This is a genomic window from Candidatus Methylomirabilota bacterium, assembly GCA_035936835.1.
Classification (GTDB): domain Bacteria; phylum Methylomirabilota; class Methylomirabilia; order Rokubacteriales; family CSP1-6; genus AR37.
Window position 1 is genome coordinate 1 of record DASYVT010000049.1, and the last position, 16090, is coordinate 16090.

The following is a 16090-nucleotide window of genomic DNA, read 5'->3' on the forward strand; positions in this document are numbered from 1 at the left end:
TACGGGCAACGTCTCCTGGCCGCGGCGGAGCAGGAAGCGAGGGCCCGGAGCTGTGACAGGCTCTTCCTCGACACGTTCAGCTTCCAGGCCCCGTTCTTCTACCAGAGGTTGGGCTACGAGATCCTCCACGTCCTGGACGACTTCCCTCGCCGCCCGCACAAGCTGTACCACCTGCAGAAGGCGCTGACACCAGCCGGCTGACACGGCATTGGCGGCTGAGACGGCATTGGCGCGCGGCGCCGACGCAGGTGTACAACGATCATCCATCGGTCAACGGAGGCGGACATGCGCGTGCTCGTGACGGGGGCGGCAAGCGGCATCGGACGGGCAACGTGTCTTCGGCTTGCGCGCGACGCCAAGTCGCAGGGAGGCAAAGCCAGGATCGCGGCGGTCGATCTCGCGCCCTCGCCCGGGCTCGACAGCCTGGTCGCCGAGCTGGCGGCGCTCGGCGCCGACGCGCTGCCGCTCCACGCCGACATGGGCTCGGCCGACGCGCCGGCCCGCGCCGTCGGCGAGGCCGTCGCCAGCTTCGGCGGGCTCGACGGTATCGTGAGCAATGCCGGCATCAACCGGCCCGGCGCGCTCATGGAGTACGCCGTCGCGGACTGGGACGCCATGTTTGCCGTCAATACGCGCGCGACGTGGCTGCTCGCGAAGGCGGGCTACCAGGCGCTCAAAGCCTCGCGCGGCGCCATCGTCGCCATCGCGTCCATGTCCGGCAGCAATGCGCACGCGAACCTGGGCGCCTACGGGCCGAGCAAGGCTGCCATCATCATGCTGGTCAAGGTACTGGCCCAGGAGCTCGGCCGCGACGGCATCCGCGTCAACTCGGTCTCGCCCGGCATGGTGCGCACCGGCATGACCGCCAAGGTGTATGCCGATCCGCGCGTGGCCGCCGAGCGCGATGCGCTGGTGCCGCTCGGCCGTGTCGCCACGCCGGAGGACATGGCCGACGTCGTTGCCTTCCTCCTTGGGCACGACGCGCGCTACGTCAACGGCCACGATCTCGTCGTCGACGGCGGCGTGACCGGCAATCTCCTCGGTCGCCTGCCCGGGCTCCAGCAGATCACCCGCAGCTGATGTGGTAGGATCGCGAGAAATCTAGCAAAGGAGCCCTCCTGTGACCATCAAGCTCGGCATGTTCACCATGCCTTTTCACCATCCCGACCGTGACTACGCCGCCCTGCTCGCGGAGGACCAGGAGGCCATCGTCCTCGCGGATCGACTGGGCTTCAGCGAAGCGTTCGTGGGCGAGCACTTCAGCTCCTGGAGCGAGCGCATCACCTCGCCGCTGATGTTCTTCGCCACGCTCATCTCGCGCACCAAGCAGATCCGCTTCGGAACGGGCGTGCTCAACCTGCCGCAGAGCCACCCGGTCACGGTGGCGGCGCACGCGGCCATGTTCGACCAACTGTGTCAGGGTCGCTTCATCATGGGCATCGGCCCGGGTGGCCTGGTCAGCGACCTCGAGATCTTCGACCTCGGCCAGGCGGAGCTGCGGCCGCAAATGGTGCTCGAGTCCATCGACACCGTCCTCAAGCTCTGGTCCCAGGACCCGCCCTACGAGATCGACGGGAAGTTCTGGAAGATCTCACTGACCAAGGGCATCTGGCCGGAATTCAAGGTGGGCTATATTCCGCGCCCATACCAGAAGCCGCATCCGCCCATCGCGCTCTCGCTCATCACGCCCAATTCCAGCAGCGGCAAGACCGCCGGCGAGCGCGGGTGGATTCCCATCTCGGGCCAGTTCTTCCACAAGCGCTATCTCCGCGGGCACTGGGAGAAGTACGTCGAGGGATGCGAGGCCGCCGGCCGGCGCCCCGATCCCGACATCTGGCGCGTCTCGCGCAGCATCCTGGTCACGGAGACGGACGCTGAGGCCGAGGACTATCTCGCCGATCCCGACAATGGACTCTCGTTCTACTACACTTTCTTCCACCACAGCTTCTCGCAGGGGCGCAAGGCGCTCTTCATGCTCAAGCCGGACCTCGAGGTGCCCGACGAGGACGTCACCGTGGACACGGTCAAGCGCGCGCTGATCATCGCCGGCAGCCCGCGCCGCGTGCTCGACCAGTTGGTGGCCCTGCGCGAGGAGACCGGCCACTTCGGCACGCTCCTCATGGGCGGCCACGACTGGGACCAGCCCAAGCTGTGGCAGCGCTCAATGGAGCTGCTCGCGAACGACGTGATGCCGAAGTTCGCGCGCCACGCGGCAGCCACCCCGCCGCGCTGAGCGCGCTGGAGAGCGCGGGTTGACACGGCCCCCCAGGATGACTACAATGTAGTCACAACTCAAACACGGATCTGCCAAGGAGACATCATGACCAAGGCCGCGGCGACGCATCCCATCTCGGTACGGTTCGGCAGGGAGGAGCGCTCGATGCTCCGGATCCTGCGGGCTCGGGCGGCAGCGAGCAAGCGGACTCTGTCCGAGCAGATGAAGTACTACGCACATCTCGGCATCGTGGCCTCTGACAATCCCGACCTGCCGTTGAGCTTCATCGAGGGCCTGCTGGAGGGCGCTGAGGAGAGCCGGGCCGGCCTGTCTGTACCGTACAAGTGGGGCCTGCTCAAGTAGCCGATGACCGCCAAGCCGCCTGAGCGGCAGGCCAGGGCAGTCCCGCGCTTCATGAAGTCGAAGCGGCGGCTGTCCCCCGTCGTTCAGGCCGAAGTGGACTCGCAGATCAAGGCCTTGATGGACAACCCGCTGGTGGGCGAGATGAAAAAGGGCGCATTGAAAGGAGTTCGGGTCGTCACATTCAAGGCCGATGACCGGCAGTATCTCCTGGCCTATTACTTCCACGCCAAGCCCAATATCATCGAGGCATTGGACGTGGCCGTCCACGAGAACTTCTATCGGAGCTTGGAAAGCTACCTGAGGGACCGTCCATGAAGACCTATCGCATCGCAGAAGCGCTACGAGCTGATCCAGGCCCAGCGCCAGGCGGAGATCGTGGCGGCCGAGGCCAAGGGCGTGGCCGACGCGCTCCGGATCAAGGGCGAGGCCGAGGCCAACTACAACGGCCGGGTGTCCTCATCACTGACGCCGGTGCTCATCCAGCAGCAGTACCTGTCGCGCTGGGACGGCCGCCTGCCCCAGTACTCGCTGGGCGGCAGCGTGGTGCCCTTCATCCAGATTCCGGGCGCGCCCGCGATCGAGGCCCCGCGCCGCTAGCTCGAGGCGGCGGGCTCGCTCACCGCTCGAGGCCCGACGTCGGCCCGGGGCCCGGCATCGCGTCACCTCGCGCGGTCTCGTCGCCACGCGGCGTGTGCACCGCCACGCCATACCCGAGATACAGCCGCTTGACCTCGGGATTCTGGAGCAGGGCCTGCCCTGCGCCCTCGAACCGGTTTCGTCCCAACTCCAGGACATACCCCCGATCGGAGATTTCCAGCGCCCGGGCGGCGTTCTGCTCCACCAGCATCACCGTGAGACCGTCCCGCGCCAGCTCGACGATCCTGTCGAAGACATCGTCGACGAAGCGGGGGCTGAGGCCGAGCGACGGTTCGTCGAGCATCATCATCTTCGGCCGCATCATGAGGGCGCGCCCCATGGCCAGCATCTGCTGCTCGCCGCCGCTCATCGTCCCCGCCAGCTGACGAGGGCGCTCGCGGAGCCGGGGGAAGAGCGAGAAGACGTACTCCAGGGACGCGTTGATCTTGGCCTTGTCCCGCTCGAGGTAGGCGCCCATCTCGAGGTTCTCGCGCACGGTCATCGGGCCGAACACGACGCGGCCCTGGGGCACGTATCCGAGGCCGAGGGCGAGGATGCGGTCGGGCTGCCGGCCGACCAGGTCGTGCCCGTCGAACACGATCTGACCGCCGAGGTGGCTGATGAACCCCATGATGACCTTGAAGGCGGTCGACTTGCCCGCCCCGTTGGGGCCGATCACCGAGACCACCTCGCCCGCGTTCACGTGGAGCGATACACCGTGGAGGATCTGGAGCGACCCGTAGCCGGCCTCGACGTCGCGGAGCTCGAGCAGCGCCACGCTAGCCCATCCGAGGCGCGCCCGGCGTCGACCCCGCGTCATCCGGGCGCCGGCGGCGGCCGAAGTAGGCTTCGAGGACGCGCGGGTCACGCTGAATCTCGGCCGGCGGCCCCTCGGCGATCTTCACGCCGTAGTCCATGACGAAGATCCGGTCGCAGTGGTTCATGATCACGTTCATGTCGTGCTCGACGATCACGATCGTCTTGCCCTGCTCCTGCAGCCGGTGGATGTGCTCGAGCAGGTGCTGGAGCAGCGTCCGGTTGACGCCGGCGGCCGGCTCGTCGAGCAGGATCAGGTCGGGGTCGGTCATGAGCGCCCGGGCGAACTCCAGGAGCTTCTGCTGCCCGTAGGAGAGCCGCCCGCCGTATTCGGCGCGGAGATGGCCGAGGTTGACGAACGCGATCAGCTCCGCGGCCCGCGCGCGCGCGACCCGATCGGGCACGCGGAGCCCGGTCACCGACAGCATGTTCTCCAAGACCGTCATCTCGCGAAAGATGCGCGTGATCTGGAACGTCCGCGTGATGCCTTTGCGGAAGATCTGGTACGGCTTGAGGCCGGCGAGGCTCTCCCCCTTGTAGATCACCTGACCGGAGTCGGGCGTCGTGAGTCCCGTGAGCAGATTGAAGGTCGTCGTCTTGCCCGAGCCGTTGGGCCCGATGAGGCCGGAGATCTTGCGGTGGGGGACGACGAAGCTGCAGCCGTCCACGGCCCGGACCCTGCCGAAGGCCTTGCGGAGGTCGCGAGCTTCCAGGACGATCTCATCCGCGCTCGGTACCATCAGTGGGCTCTCATCAGTGAACCATGCCCTTGCGAACCCAGCCCCGGTCGATGGCGAAGCCCACGAGGCCGCGCGGCATGAAGCGCGCGACCAGGACGATGAAGAGGCCGTATGCGATGAGGTGGGCCGTCGGGAAATTGACCCAGGTCAGCTCCTGGGCTGTATAGAGCAGGACCGCGCCCAGGATGGGACCGATGACCGTGCCCTTGCCGCCGAGCATCGACATGAGCGCCATGGCGATGGTGATCTGGACGAAGAACACCGACGGCGGGTCGATGTAGAGGACCTTATAGGCCTGGATCCCGCCGGCCACGGCCGGGAACACCGCCGAGAGCACGAACGCCGCCAGCTTGTAGAGTGTGGCGTTGATCCCGAGCGCCTCGGCGGCCCCCTCGTCCTCGCGGATGGCGTTGAGGCGGACGCCGAACCGGGAGTGCCCGACCCCATAGGCGACCACGATCGTCAGCAGCATCAGCGCCAGCATCGCGTAATAGGTCTCCATGGAGGTCTCGGCGCTCGGCAGACTGATGCCCAGCCCGCCGTGGGTCAGGCTGTCCCACACGGTGGCGATGACACGCGTCCCCTCCGCCGCGCCGAGCATGGCGATGGCGAAGTAGGGGCCCTTGAGGCGCAGCACCGGATAGCCGATCGCGACCCCGACGGCCGCGGCCACCCCGGCACCGACGGCGAGCGCGGAAAGCCAGAACCAGCCGTAGTCGGTCACGAGGATGGCGCAGGCGTAGGCGCCGATCCCGTAGAACGCCACGTGGCCGAACGACGTGTAGCCGGTGAAGCCGCTGATGATGTTCCAGGAGAGCGCGAGGACGACGTACATCATCGTGAACAGCAGGAAGGAGCGGAGGTAGACGCTGAGCGCGGGAGGAAGGATCGCGAGCGCGACCCCGCACAGTCCCAGGAGGGCCAGATTCCGGAGGTGCTCGCGCCACGTCACCGTGCCGGCTCAGCCTTCCTTCACGCCCATCAGGCCACCCGGACGGATGAGGAGGACGAAGATCATCAAGCCGTAGGCGGCCAGCTCGACCATGGCCGTGCCGTTGGGGACCATGAGCGAGACGAGGTTCTCGAGGACCGCCAGCATGAGCCCACCGATCAGCGCGCCCACATAATGGCCGCGTCCGCCGAGGATGACGATGGCGAAGGCCTGCAATGTGTAGACGACGCCGGTCTCGGGGTTGAATCCGAACTGGATGGACACGAGCGCCCCGCCCGCCACGGCCAGCGCCGCCGCGAGACCGGTCGTGATCAGGTAGATCCAGCGCACGTTGATGCCGCACACCATGGCGACCTCCGCGTTCAGGGCGGTCGCCCGGACCGCCTTGCCCAGGCGGGTCAGCTTCAGGAACAGGTAGACGCCGAGGGAGATCACCACCGCCATCGCGAAGCTGATCATCCGGTTCCGGCCGACCGCGATGGTGCTGGTGAGCTGGATCGTGCCGGGCGCGTACGGGATCGTCCGGAAGTCCGTGGTGAAGATCAGCTCCGCGGTGTAGATCATCGTGAGGCCGAGGCCGAAGGTGATCAGGAGCCCCGTCAGCTCGGGCGCGCCGACGGCGGCGTTCAGCAGCAGCTTCTGCACCGCCACGCCGAACAGGAACGCGACCGGCAGGGTGAGGACCAGCGACAGCAGCGGATCGACCCCCAGGTAGAAGAAGGACACCCACGTCAGGTAGGCGCCCATCATCACCATCTCGCCGTGGGCGGCGTTGATGATGCGCATCACCCCGAAGATCAGCGTGAGGCCCACGGCGAACATCGCATAGACCCCGCCCTGCATGACGCCGCTCACAACGACAGTGGCGAGGATGCCCAGCCACGCCTCGTCGGCGTGTACCGTGCCGGCCCAGCCGCCAACCAGGAAGGGCAGGGCGTAGGCGCACACGAGAAAGGCGCCGAGCAGGTACAGGCTGCGGACGTCGCTGCGCTCCATGGGTAAGGGCGGGGGTCAGGGCGGGGTCAGCGCGCGCGACTCCGGCCCGGTGCTACCGCTTGCTCCACTCTGGCATCGGCAGCTCGGCCTTCGTCTCCGCCCACTTCTCCGGCCACACCACGCGGCGCTGGCCCCTGAGGACCTGGAAGGTGATGCCCTCGTGGGCGTTCATGCCCTTGGCGTCCACCTTGTAGCGGCCGAAGACCGTCTGCACCTCGATCGTGGCCAGCGCCTCGCGCAGCTTCTCGCTGTCGAAGCCGCCCGCCTTCTTGACAGCGGCCTCGGTTACCTGCAAGGCGCCGTAGGCCGTGCCGGCGTGGTAGTTGGGCTTCTCGCCAAAGCGCTTCTCGTAGTTCGCGATATACTCCTCCATACCCGGGTGCTTGAGGATCTTGGGCAGCGGCTCCCACTGGCTGAAGCCGAGCACGTACTCGGCCGTCGCGCCGAGCTGCTCCGGGAAGTTCGGCAGCGCTGGGCCGATCGTGCTGCAGTACAGCTTGAAGTTCATGTTCTGCTCGTGCATCTGGCGGAGCTGGGCGGCCGAATCCGCGAAGTAGCTGTTGGAGAAGACCGCCTCAGCGCCGGCCGCCTTGATCTTCTGGAGCAGCGCGGTGAAGTCGGTCTGCTTCAGCGGATAGTTCTCCTCGATCACGATCTCGATGCCGAGCTGCTTGGCCCAGTCCTTGGCGCCCTTGCCGGCCTGGCGTGGGAAGAGGCTGTCCTCGCCGATGATGGCCGCCTTCTTCACGCCGATCTGCTTGGCGAGGTGCACCGCGCCCTTCTGGTAGTCCTCGGCGACGGCGACGATGTTGAAGATGTAACGCCGCCCCTTCTCCCAGATGGGGCTGGACGCCGCCCCATAGGCCACGAACGGCATCTTGTAGCGTTCGGTGACGTTGGTGACCGCCTCGGTGATGCCGCTCGAGTACGGACCCAGGATCAGGTCGACCTTGTCCTCGGTGATCAGCTTCTCGTAGAGCTTGATACTGGTCTGGGTGTCGGACTTGTCGTCGAGCAGGATGAGGCGGACCTTGTGACCCAGCAGGCCGCCGCGGGCGTTCACCTCGTCGACCCACATCTTGATCGAGTTGACCTGGCGACTCGCCGGCTCGGCGTAGCGCCCGGTCTGGGAGATCGCGCCGCCGATGAGCGCCTCGTTGTTCGGGCGGTGGTTAGCCCAGGCCGGGACGGCGCCGGCCAGGAGCAGCACCCCCAGCGCGCCCGCGAGAGTCCGGATCGGCGTCACGAACAGGCCTGCTAGGGGCGGTCGTGAGCGCATGAGCGTCGTTCCTCCCTTATGTTCTCGGACAGGACAGATCGGCCAGCGACAAGTGGCGGGCACTCTACTCCAATTGCGGGCTGTCAACAACAGGGGAAAGGGCCGCAGCGCATCCGCCTCGCTGCTAGACTGCTGCCTCGTGACTTCGGATCACCCAAGCGTCGGACGCGCACGGACGCTCGAGCATGCGGCCGGGCGGACCCGCCGGGAAGGCTTCTGGCTGGTCGCCGCGGCGGCGCTCTGCTGGAGCACTGGCGGCCTCGACACCCGCCGCGTCCAGGCGGGCTCAAAGTGGCGCCGGCTGCTTCGTGCTTTAGTAGCCGCCGCCCCCGCCTGCCGATCGGTCGCATAGGCCCAGAGCAGAGCGCCAAACCCCGCCGCTCTTCGCGCACTCCTCGGCCGGACTGAGAGTCCCGGTGGCTGTCGGCCCACACGCGGCGACCAACGACGCGATCCCCAGGAGTACGACAACAAGTTTCAGCATGGCCGTGGGCCTCCTTGTCACTTACATGCCGCTCCCACCGCCGGCACCCCCTGACTCGGGCGCGTTCGGCAGACCGGTCACGGTCACCACGATCCCGCCCCGTGCTGCACCTTGATCCCAGATCATCACCTGCGCTCGCGCGGGTACCACGAGGTAGCCCGTTACGACTCCAGCGGCGCTCGGCAGCTCGTAGACGACAAAGCCAGCCTTCAGGACGGCTGCGTAGTCATCGGGCTCCGCCATACCCTTACGGTTGACTCTGGGGAGGTCGAGCCTTACGGGGGCTGCTGTCGTCTCGAACAGCACGGCGTTGTACTGCCGGCTGCCGCTTGGGTCTTCGGAGACCGTCACGTTGTACTGCCCGCGGGGCACCTGATCGACCTGCCGAGGGCGGAGCAGCGCCTGCGGGGCACAGCTGAGGATCCCGACCAGACAGCCGGAGACGGCGAGCAGTTCCATGAGTCGACGTCGGAGCATCGCGATGTCGTCTCCTTCGATACCACAACCTGGCGGTATCTCCTTTGGTTCCCGCGCCTCTCAGGCCGAGGGCACGCCGCGTCTGCCACAGTGCTAGAGTGAAGCCAATTTACGCGGGTCGATCCCTTCTCAGGAAGTGGTCGAGGTGATTGGCGAAGAGCTGCCGGTCGCTCTGGTCGAACGGCGCCGGCCCGCCGAGGACAGCACCGGTCGAGCGCAGCTCCTGCATGAGGTTGCGCATGGCGAGGCGCTCACGGACATTGTCCTCCGAGTAGAGCTCTCCTCGCGGATCGAGCGCGTGCGCACCGCGCGCGATCACTTCGGCGGCCAGGGGTATGTCGGCCGTGATCACTAAGTCCCCGGGCTGGACTTCCTGCACGATGCGGTGGTCGGCCACGTCGAAGCCCCTCGCCACCCGGACGCTCCTGATGAAGGGTGACGGCGGGGTGCGGAGCGGCGCGTTCGCGACCAGCGTCGTCAGGACCTGCGCGCGCTCGGCGGCCCGGAACAGGATCTCCTTGATGACTTGCGGGCACGCATCCGCGTCTACCCAGATCTGCACTCAGCGCCTCTAGCCCCGCGGCTTCACCCACGTCTCCGACCACGCCAGGCACGCGCTCGAGCTCTGCCGGTCTCCCCGCGTCTCCGCCCACGGCGCGCCGGGAGCGAAACGGCCGCTCACTTCGATCTGAGCCGACTTCGCGGGGAAGAAGGTGCTGAAGACGCCGATGGGCCGGTTGTTCATCCCCGGCGCCATCGTGAGCACGAAGGGCTCGAGGCAGTCGTACCACGTGAGGCGGATGCGCTCGGTGGCCGAGGTCACGGTCTCGCCGGCGGTCGCGCGCGGGTCGCCCAAGCGAGAGAACTGCGCGCCGATCACGGGCAGGGCGGTGTCGGCGAAGGCGGGAAAGAGCAGCGACTCGATCGTGCGCTGAAGCCAACGTGTCACCGCGATATTGTCGCTGTAGACCTGCACGGCGCCGTTGGTGAGCGGCGATTGCATGAAGAGCGCATGACCAGCCCCCGCGGCGCACCAGAGCACGCGCCAGTGGCTCACGCGGGTCGACAGCGTCGTGCCGCCATCCAGGCTGAGCCGGATGAACGAGTTCTCGCCGGTCATGAGGACGCTGTTGGGATCGACGGGTGAGGCCATCACGCTTCTCCTTGTCGGTCGGGGGACTATTCGACGACGCGATCGGCGCGCAGCAGCAGCGACGGCGGAATGGTGAGCCCCAGCGTCCGGGCGGCTTTGAGGTTGATGACCAGCTCGAATCTGGTGGGCTCTTCTACGGGTAGGTCGCCTGGCCGGGCTCCATTCGCGATCTTGTCGACGTAGGCCCCGACATGGCGCGCGAGATCCGGCAGGCTCGGGCCAAACTCCATGAGGCCGCCCCCTCTGACCCCCTGCCCAACTTCGAAGATCGCAGGCAGCCGCGTACGGGTAACGAACTCGACGATCCGGGGCAAGTCGTTGCCCCGCATGGGTCCAAACAGCACGATGAGCCCGCCGGGCCGCTCCCGGCTCATTGCCGCAAACGCCCGGTCGAAGTCGTCGGAGCTTGACACGCGGACAGACTGCACGGTCACCCCACGACTCGGCGCTGCCATCTCGATCTGCTGAAAGCTGAGCATCATCCCTATCAAGTTCGAGTTCCAGAGCACCGCCACGCGCGAGAGCTTCGGCACTGCCTCCTGGAGCAGCTGCACGCGCTTGGCGCTGATCTCGGCGGCGTTCACGCTCACCCCGGTGATGTTGCCTCCAGGGCGCGCCAGACTGGCGACGATGCCGGCAGCCACCAGATCGGCGAAGCCGACCACCACGATCGGAATGGTCTGGGTGGCCTCCCGCGCGGCCAAGGTCGGCCCCGTACCCACGGTAACCAGGATATCGACCTTGAGCCGCACGAGCTCGGCGGCCAGCTCGGGGAGCCGCTCCGGATTTCCCTGGGCGCTTCGGAACTCGATCGTGACGTTGCGCCCCAGCTCGTACCCGCTCGCGCGGAGCCCGTCCACCAGTGCGCGATCAACGGGATTCGAAGCCGGCTCGAACGTCGGCCGAATACCGTAAAGCAGCCCGATGCGCAGAACCTTGCCTGGCGGAGGCGCGGGCGTCGCCGACGGCGGTGCCGTGACGATGGCAAGCAGCGCGGCCAGTACGAGTGCGAGCGGCCTGGTGGTCACAAGGTATCTCCTCCCGACAATGCGATGGAACACCGCGACCATATGCGACGAGACAGTCAACGTCAAGCGCGCCGCGGGCTCCCCGATCGCGGACCACACCAAAAGAAAATCGGACGCTCCCGATGCTCCGGGAGTCTGGCGCGCTGACGGGCGAGACTACTCACGCTGCGGCGCCAGCCGCGAGCGGCCGTAGGCGACGAAGGCCGAGAGGAGCCCCATCACCAGCGGGATCAGCGCCATCGCGACATCACCGCCCGCCAGCGTGATCCCTGTCGCACCCGTCATGATGATCACCAGCCCGGCGGCGGCCAGCGCTGTCAGGCCCGGCCGAATGCGAAGGAGACCGGGGAGGATCAGGCCGATAGCGCCGAGCACCTCGGCCACGCCGATGAATCGCACGAACGGGCCCGGCAGCGGCATCTGCTTCGTCAGCTCTTCGAGCGGCATGACCAACTTCATGCCACCGGTGAATAGAAAGAGGAGCGCGAGCAGCCCCTGAACGATCCACAGCGCGAGGTTCATGGCTACTGCTTCACCGCCACCTGCGCGCGCAGGCGCTCCTCTGCCTCCCTGAGCTCGGGAGTGAGGGCGGGACCGAAGTCCGACGCCTCGAACACCTGGCGAATCTCGATCTCGGCCTCCCCGGCGAGGGGATTGGGGCAGCGCTTGACCCATTCGATCGCCTCTTCCTTCGACTTCACCTGGAACAGCCAGAAGCCGGCGACCAGCTCCTTCGCCTCAGGGAAGGGCCCGTCGATCACGGTCCGCTTCCCTCCGGAGAACTTGACGCGCGCGCCCTTCGAGCTCGGGTGGAGCCCCTCGGCCGCGAGCAGCACGCCGGCTTTCACCAGCTCCTCGTTGTACTTCCCCATCTCGGTAAGGAGCTTCTCATCCGGGAGAAGGCCCGCCTCCGTGTTCTTGTCAGCTTTGACCAGCACCATGAATCGCATCGTAGTGTCTCCTTTCTCTCAGCGCTCAGTCGTCGATCGCCTGGTAGGCCGAGGTCCAGAAATCGAGACAGACATCCGGAGGACTGGGGGAAGTCCAGGCGTGCTGGGTCATCAGGATCCCGACCATCTCCTCCTTGGGGTCCGAACGCCACGACGTACCCAGGCCGCCGTCCCAGCCGAACTGTCCGGGAACCGCGGCCACGGCGTCACGCCGAGTGACCATGGACACGCCGAACCCCCAACCGTGGCTGTCAAAGTAGCCGGCGACCAACGCGGACACTGCCTTCTGCTCGGGTGTCAGCTGATCGGTCGTCATGGTCTCGACCGAAGGCCTGGACAGGATGCGCTCGCTGCCGTGTTTGCCCTTGCCGAGCATCATCTGACCGAAGGCCAGGTAGTCGTCGATGGTCGAAACCAGCCCCGCGCCGCCGGACGGGAATGCGGGCGGGCGGCTCCATTGGCCACCCTCGGCCTCGTCATAGAGCCCGAGCGCCCCGGTTTCGGGATTCGTCCAGTAGCTGGTCGCGAGCCGGTCCAGCTTGGTCGCGGGCACGCTGAAGCCCGTGTCCTTCATGCCGAGCGGCTCGAAGAGCCGTTCGCGCAAGAACGTCTCGAGCGCCTGGCCCGAGGCGCGCGCGATCAGCACGCCCAGCACGTCGGACCCCGTGTGGTACATCCACTTCTCGCCCGGCTGGTGCATCAGCGGCAGCGTCCCCAGGCGGCGGATCCACTCGTCCGGCGCAGGCGTCGTCGCCGGACTTGGCGGCCCCTGGCCGAGGAGCTGCTCGCTCATGGCCTTCTGGATCGGCGTCGCGTCTGTTGGGGCCATGACGATGCCGAAGCCCATGCGGAAGGTCAGCAGGTCGCGCACGGTGATCGGCCGGTGCGCGGGCACGGTGTCGTCGAGCGGTCCGTCGAACCGCTTCATGACCTTGCGGTCGGCCAGCTCGGGCAGCAGCCGATCAACCGGCTCGTCCAGCCGCAGCTTGCATTCCTCCACCAGGATCATCGTCGCCGCGGCCGTGATCGGCTTGGTCATCGAGGAGATGCGGAAGATCGTGTCGCGCCCGATCGGGTCGCGACCGCCGACCGCCTTCAGACCGATCGCATCGACGTGCACCTCGCCCCGCCGGCTGACCAGCGTGACAAGGCCGGGCACGCCACCGCGCTCGACATGGCCGGCCATGACGTCGTGCATGCGGCCGAGCCGCGCCTTGGACAGTCCTCCGGTGCTCATCAAGTGTTCCGGGGGTCTGTCAGCTCGTGCGGTTGAACTGCAGGAGCTGGACCATGTTGCCTTCGGGATCCTTCAAGGTGGCGATCCATAGGTTGCCGTAGTCCTTCGGATCCTCGACGAACTCCACCCCGGCGCCCTTCAATCGCTTCCAGTCCGCCGTGATGTCGTCGGTCATGAGGCCGACCATATGGCGCGCCGGGTCGGCATTGCGGCCGTGGACCTCGCTGTGGGTACCCAGCGCGAGCGCCGGCGTCCCGGCCTCGCCGAACACGACGAACGCCGGTGTTTCGAGCCTCACCGTCAGACCCAGGACCTCACGATAGAACGGCAGCAGCTTGTTCAGATCCTCGCTCCAGATCGTCGCACCGGACAGTCCCTTGATCATTGCTGTGACCCCTTTCGTAGACGAGCGAGCACTCCCCCTGGACACTCAGTGGGCCAGGCTCGGCCTCGGCAGCGCGGCCGGGAGCGACCGTGGCGGGCGGAAGGTGAACGCGATGGCCACGGCCCCGAGGCCGATCCCGAACGAGCCGATGTAGAGCCAGAAGTAGCTGCCGAACGAGTCGTAGAGCCACCCCCCGGCCCACGGCCCCAGCGCCATGCCCAGGGTGGACACGAAGGCGACCGCGCCGAACGCGGTGCCCATGATCCGCGCGCCGAAGTACTCGCGCACGAGGATCGCGTAGAGCGGCATCACGCCGCCGTAGGCGAAGCCGAACATCAGCGCGAGCGCGTAGAAGCTCGCGATCTCGCGGGTGAACACGTAGAGGCTCACGGCGACCGCCTGGATGGCGAGCCCCGCGAGCAGCGTGCGCTTCGCGCCGACGCGGTCGGCCACGAGCCCGCAGATGATCTTGCCGCCCAGCGAGGCGAGGCCCGCCACGCTGAGCACGGTGGTGGCGGCCATCGCAGTGACGCCGTGGTCGATCGCGTAGGTGACCATGTGGAAGATCGGACCCGAGTGTGCCGCGCAGCACGCGAAGTACGCGAGCGCGATGGCGGCGAACTGCGGCGTGCGCAGCGCCTGCGCCACCGTGAACTCACGGCCATCGGCACCGGACATCGCCGCGGCACCGGTGCCGCGGGGCGGCGCCGGCGGCTCGCGCACGAGCAATGCGGCGGGAATGATGAGGAGCAGTGCGAGCTCGCCGATCACGAACATGGCGGTGCGCCAGTCGTAGCTGGTGATCATCCAGCGCGCGAGGGGCCCCACTGTCGCCGAGCCGAGGCTGATCCCCGCCGACACAAGCGCGACGGCGAGACTGCGATGCCGGGTGAACCAGCGGGTGGTCGTCGCCGTCACCGGCACGTAGAAGCTGCCCGCGGCCACGCCGACCAGCACCCCGAAGAGGACCTGGAACTGAATGAGGGAGGTCGCCTGGCTCGCCGTCACCAGGCCGAGGCCGAGCAGGACGGCCCCGCAGAGCACGACCGGACGCGTGCCGATGCGGTCGGAGAGCGCCCCCCAGACGAACGTTCCGACACCCATGCAGAGCCAGTTGAGGAGCGCGGCCGTCGAGATGCCCGTCCGCGACCAGCCCATCGCTTCCGACATGGGCTGGAGGAAGATGCTGAGCGAGAGCATCGCTCCGAACCCGATGCAGGTCACGACGATCCCCGCGCCCACGATGACCCAGCCGTAGAAGAGCTTCACGAAGAGGTTCCTCCCTCACTGCATAGTCGAACGGAGCGGCTCGAGATCGACCTACCGGCGAAAAACACAGCGGGCACCTCCAATGCTCTGGAAGTGCCCGCTTTCCCTAACGACTGTGGACGACCTGAACTTTCTACGCGCCTGCGAACAGGTTCTTCTTGATGATGGCGTGGACGCCCCAGTTGCCGTCCACTACCTGCGTCACGCCGAAGTCCACGGCGACGGACATGAGCGAGATCGCTTCGTCCTCGCTCAAGCCCTTGGTCGTCATCAGGAAGTGCCGCATCTTCCGGAATGCATCGCGCATCGCCAGATCAATCGAGGATTTGCCGTAGATCTGGCTCTGCGCGTCGGGTCCGAGCTCTGCTAAGTAGTTCGCATAGCTGAACCCGTGCAGGACCCACTCGTCCTGGGTCTCCAGCAGCGGATAGTTGAGCCCCGCCAGCGCGGTCCCCGCCAGGCTGGCGCGCTTGTGCACGATGAGCTGGAAGGTGCCGGTGAGCGAGCACTCGATGGCGGTGCCGCAGAGCTCGGAGTCGCCCTGCGAGGCGTGGGAGTCTCCAGCAGAGAGTAACGCCCCTTTGACCGCAACCGGGTAGTACATCGTGGCGCCCTTGCCGATGCGCCAGTCGTCGATGTTGCCTCCCGTGTAGCTGGGCGGAATGGAGTCGACCATGTCGGCCTCGGCGGGCGCCAGGCCGAGCACGCCGAAGTGAGGCCGGATGGGCACGCGGATGTTCTTGAGCACGCCCTGGGTCTCCTGCACCGTGCGATGGTCGACAGGGACACCGGGGTAGTCGATGGTCTTGTGGACCACACCGAAGGGATCCGTCTGCGGCGTCCAGCGGAAGTTATAGACGGCCTTCGCCCAGTTCCGCTCGCCGCTCGCATCAACTTCGTAGATGGTGATCACCTCGCGCGGCTTGGGCTCTGTCAGGAGGTCCTTGTAATGGAAACCCCACCAGGCGGCGGCGTTGCTCCCGAAACTCTTGCCCTTGTACGAAGGATTGGCGCAGGGCCTCGGCTTCACGTCGATGATCCGGACCTCGAGGATGTCCCCAGGCTCCGCCTCGCGGACCGCGACCGGCCCCGTGCAGATGTGGACGCCAA

General features: G+C 67.1%; 21 protein-coding genes. 6 read left to right on the forward strand and 15 right to left on the reverse strand.

The window, feature by feature from the left end; all coding sequences use genetic code 11:
• The 6 genes from VGV06_04120 to VGV06_04145 form a co-directional block, all read left to right on the forward strand.
• Window positions 1–201: GNAT family N-acetyltransferase (locus VGV06_04120; GenBank protein ID HEV2054345.1), on the forward strand; the 201-nt coding region annotated here is incomplete at its 5' end.
• Window positions 202–285: 84 nt separating this feature from the next.
• The gene (locus VGV06_04125) at window positions 286–1080 is read left to right on the forward strand and encodes an SDR family oxidoreductase (GenBank protein HEV2054346.1); all 795 of its coding nucleotides are present in this window, start codon (window positions 286–288) and stop codon (window positions 1078–1080) included.
• Window positions 1081–1120: 40 nt separating this feature from the next.
• Window positions 1121–2233, forward strand: coding sequence for an LLM class flavin-dependent oxidoreductase (locus VGV06_04130; protein HEV2054347.1), 1113 nt, complete (start codon window positions 1121–1123; stop codon window positions 2231–2233).
• Window positions 2234–2320: 87 nt separating this feature from the next.
• Entirely contained in the window at window positions 2321–2578 is a 258-nt protein-coding gene (locus VGV06_04135) for a hypothetical protein (protein HEV2054348.1), read from the forward strand.
• Between the two features lie 3 nt (window positions 2579–2581).
• Window positions 2582–2893, forward strand: coding sequence for a type II toxin-antitoxin system RelE/ParE family toxin (locus VGV06_04140; GenBank protein HEV2054349.1), 312 nt, complete (start codon window positions 2582–2584; stop codon window positions 2891–2893).
• Window positions 2894–2953: 60 nt separating this feature from the next.
• On the forward strand, window positions 2954–3175 hold the full coding sequence (locus VGV06_04145) for a hypothetical protein (GenBank protein ID HEV2054350.1): 222 nt from the start codon (window positions 2954–2956) through the stop codon (window positions 3173–3175).
• Window positions 3176–3194: 19 nt separating this feature from the next.
• Here VGV06_04145 and VGV06_04150 read toward each other — a convergent pair whose 3' ends face one another.
• The 15 genes from VGV06_04150 to VGV06_04220 all read right to left on the reverse strand — a co-directional run.
• Window positions 3195–3986: an ABC transporter ATP-binding protein gene (locus VGV06_04150; GenBank protein ID HEV2054351.1), complete on the reverse strand. Its 792-nt coding sequence runs from the start codon at window positions 3984–3986 to the stop codon at window positions 3195–3197.
• Window positions 3987–3993: 7 nt separating this feature from the next.
• Window positions 3994–4770: an ABC transporter ATP-binding protein gene (locus VGV06_04155; protein ID HEV2054352.1), complete on the reverse strand. Its 777-nt coding sequence runs from the start codon at window positions 4768–4770 to the stop codon at window positions 3994–3996.
• 13 nt (window positions 4771–4783) lie between these two features.
• Entirely contained in the window at window positions 4784–5722 is a 939-nt protein-coding gene (locus VGV06_04160; GenBank protein ID HEV2054353.1) for a branched-chain amino acid ABC transporter permease, read from the reverse strand.
• 9 nt (window positions 5723–5731) lie between these two features.
• Window positions 5732–6718: a branched-chain amino acid ABC transporter permease gene (locus VGV06_04165; protein ID HEV2054354.1), complete on the reverse strand. Its 987-nt coding sequence runs from the start codon at window positions 6716–6718 to the stop codon at window positions 5732–5734.
• Between the two features lie 52 nt (window positions 6719–6770).
• On the reverse strand, window positions 6771–7964 hold the full coding sequence (locus VGV06_04170) for an amino acid ABC transporter substrate-binding protein (GenBank protein ID HEV2054355.1): 1194 nt from the start codon (window positions 7962–7964) through the stop codon (window positions 6771–6773).
• Window positions 7965–8502: 538 nt separating this feature from the next.
• The gene (locus tag VGV06_04175; protein ID HEV2054356.1) at window positions 8503–8958 is read right to left on the reverse strand and encodes a hypothetical protein; all 456 of its coding nucleotides are present in this window, start codon (window positions 8956–8958) and stop codon (window positions 8503–8505) included.
• Window positions 8959–9067: 109 nt separating this feature from the next.
• Complete coding sequence (locus VGV06_04180) at window positions 9068–9520, reverse strand: YaiI/YqxD family protein (protein ID HEV2054357.1); 453 nt, start codon at window positions 9518–9520, stop codon at window positions 9068–9070.
• Window positions 9521–9529: 9 nt separating this feature from the next.
• Entirely contained in the window at window positions 9530–10111 is a 582-nt protein-coding gene (locus VGV06_04185; protein HEV2054358.1) for a hypothetical protein, read from the reverse strand.
• Between the two features lie 26 nt (window positions 10112–10137).
• A complete protein-coding gene (locus VGV06_04190) occupies window positions 10138–11181 on the reverse strand; it encodes an ABC transporter substrate-binding protein (GenBank protein ID HEV2054359.1) in 1044 nt (347 codons plus the stop codon).
• 114 nt (window positions 11182–11295) lie between these two features.
• On the reverse strand, window positions 11296–11661 hold the full coding sequence (locus tag VGV06_04195) for a DoxX family protein (GenBank protein HEV2054360.1): 366 nt from the start codon (window positions 11659–11661) through the stop codon (window positions 11296–11298).
• A 2-nt stretch (window positions 11662–11663) separates the two neighbouring features.
• The gene (locus tag VGV06_04200) at window positions 11664–12089 is read right to left on the reverse strand and encodes a YciI family protein (protein HEV2054361.1); all 426 of its coding nucleotides are present in this window, start codon (window positions 12087–12089) and stop codon (window positions 11664–11666) included.
• Between the two features lie 25 nt (window positions 12090–12114).
• Complete coding sequence (locus VGV06_04205) at window positions 12115–13326, reverse strand: serine hydrolase domain-containing protein (GenBank protein HEV2054362.1); 1212 nt, start codon at window positions 13324–13326, stop codon at window positions 12115–12117.
• A 19-nt stretch (window positions 13327–13345) separates the two neighbouring features.
• Window positions 13346–13711 carry a VOC family protein gene (locus VGV06_04210; GenBank protein HEV2054363.1) on the reverse strand — a complete coding sequence of 122 codons (366 nt, stop codon included), beginning with the start codon at window positions 13709–13711 and terminating at the stop codon, window positions 13346–13348.
• A gap of 45 nt (window positions 13712–13756) precedes the next feature.
• On the reverse strand, window positions 13757–14980 hold the full coding sequence (locus VGV06_04215) for an MFS transporter (GenBank protein ID HEV2054364.1): 1224 nt from the start codon (window positions 14978–14980) through the stop codon (window positions 13757–13759).
• A 133-nt stretch (window positions 14981–15113) separates the two neighbouring features.
• Window positions 15114–16090, reverse strand: a 977-nt coding sequence (locus VGV06_04220; protein HEV2054365.1) for an acetamidase/formamidase family protein, incomplete at its 5' end; no start/stop codon positions are given.

Excerpts from the sequence above, each read along its gene's own strand:
- VGV06_04140 (HEV2054349.1), top strand. The coding sequence starts at position 2,582 with ATGACCGCCAAGCCGCCTGAGCGGCAGGCCAGGGCAGTCCCGCGCTTC.
- VGV06_04205 (HEV2054362.1), bottom strand. The coding sequence starts at position 13,326 with ATGAGCACCGGAGGACTGTCCAAGGCGCGGCTCGGCCGCATGCACGAC.
- VGV06_04200 (HEV2054361.1), bottom strand. The coding sequence starts at position 12,089 with ATGCGATTCATGGTGCTGGTCAAAGCTGACAAGAACACGGAGGCGGGC.
- VGV06_04155 (HEV2054352.1), bottom strand. The coding sequence starts at position 4,770 with ATGGTACCGAGCGCGGATGAGATCGTCCTGGAAGCTCGCGACCTCCGC.
- VGV06_04175 (HEV2054356.1), bottom strand. The coding sequence starts at position 8,958 with ATGCTCCGACGTCGACTCATGGAACTGCTCGCCGTCTCCGGCTGTCTG.
- VGV06_04125 (HEV2054346.1), top strand. The coding sequence starts at position 286 with ATGCGCGTGCTCGTGACGGGGGCGGCAAGCGGCATCGGACGGGCAACG.
- VGV06_04195 (HEV2054360.1), bottom strand. The coding sequence starts at position 11,661 with ATGAACCTCGCGCTGTGGATCGTTCAGGGGCTGCTCGCGCTCCTCTTT.
- VGV06_04210 (HEV2054363.1), bottom strand. The coding sequence starts at position 13,711 with ATGATCAAGGGACTGTCCGGTGCGACGATCTGGAGCGAGGATCTGAAC.
- VGV06_04190 (HEV2054359.1), bottom strand. The coding sequence starts at position 11,181 with ATGGTCGCGGTGTTCCATCGCATTGTCGGGAGGAGATACCTTGTGACC.
- VGV06_04165 (HEV2054354.1), bottom strand. The coding sequence starts at position 6,718 with ATGGAGCGCAGCGACGTCCGCAGCCTGTACCTGCTCGGCGCCTTTCTC.
- VGV06_04135 (HEV2054348.1), top strand. The coding sequence starts at position 2,321 with ATGACCAAGGCCGCGGCGACGCATCCCATCTCGGTACGGTTCGGCAGG.
- VGV06_04185 (HEV2054358.1), bottom strand. The coding sequence starts at position 10,111 with ATGGCCTCACCCGTCGATCCCAACAGCGTCCTCATGACCGGCGAGAAC.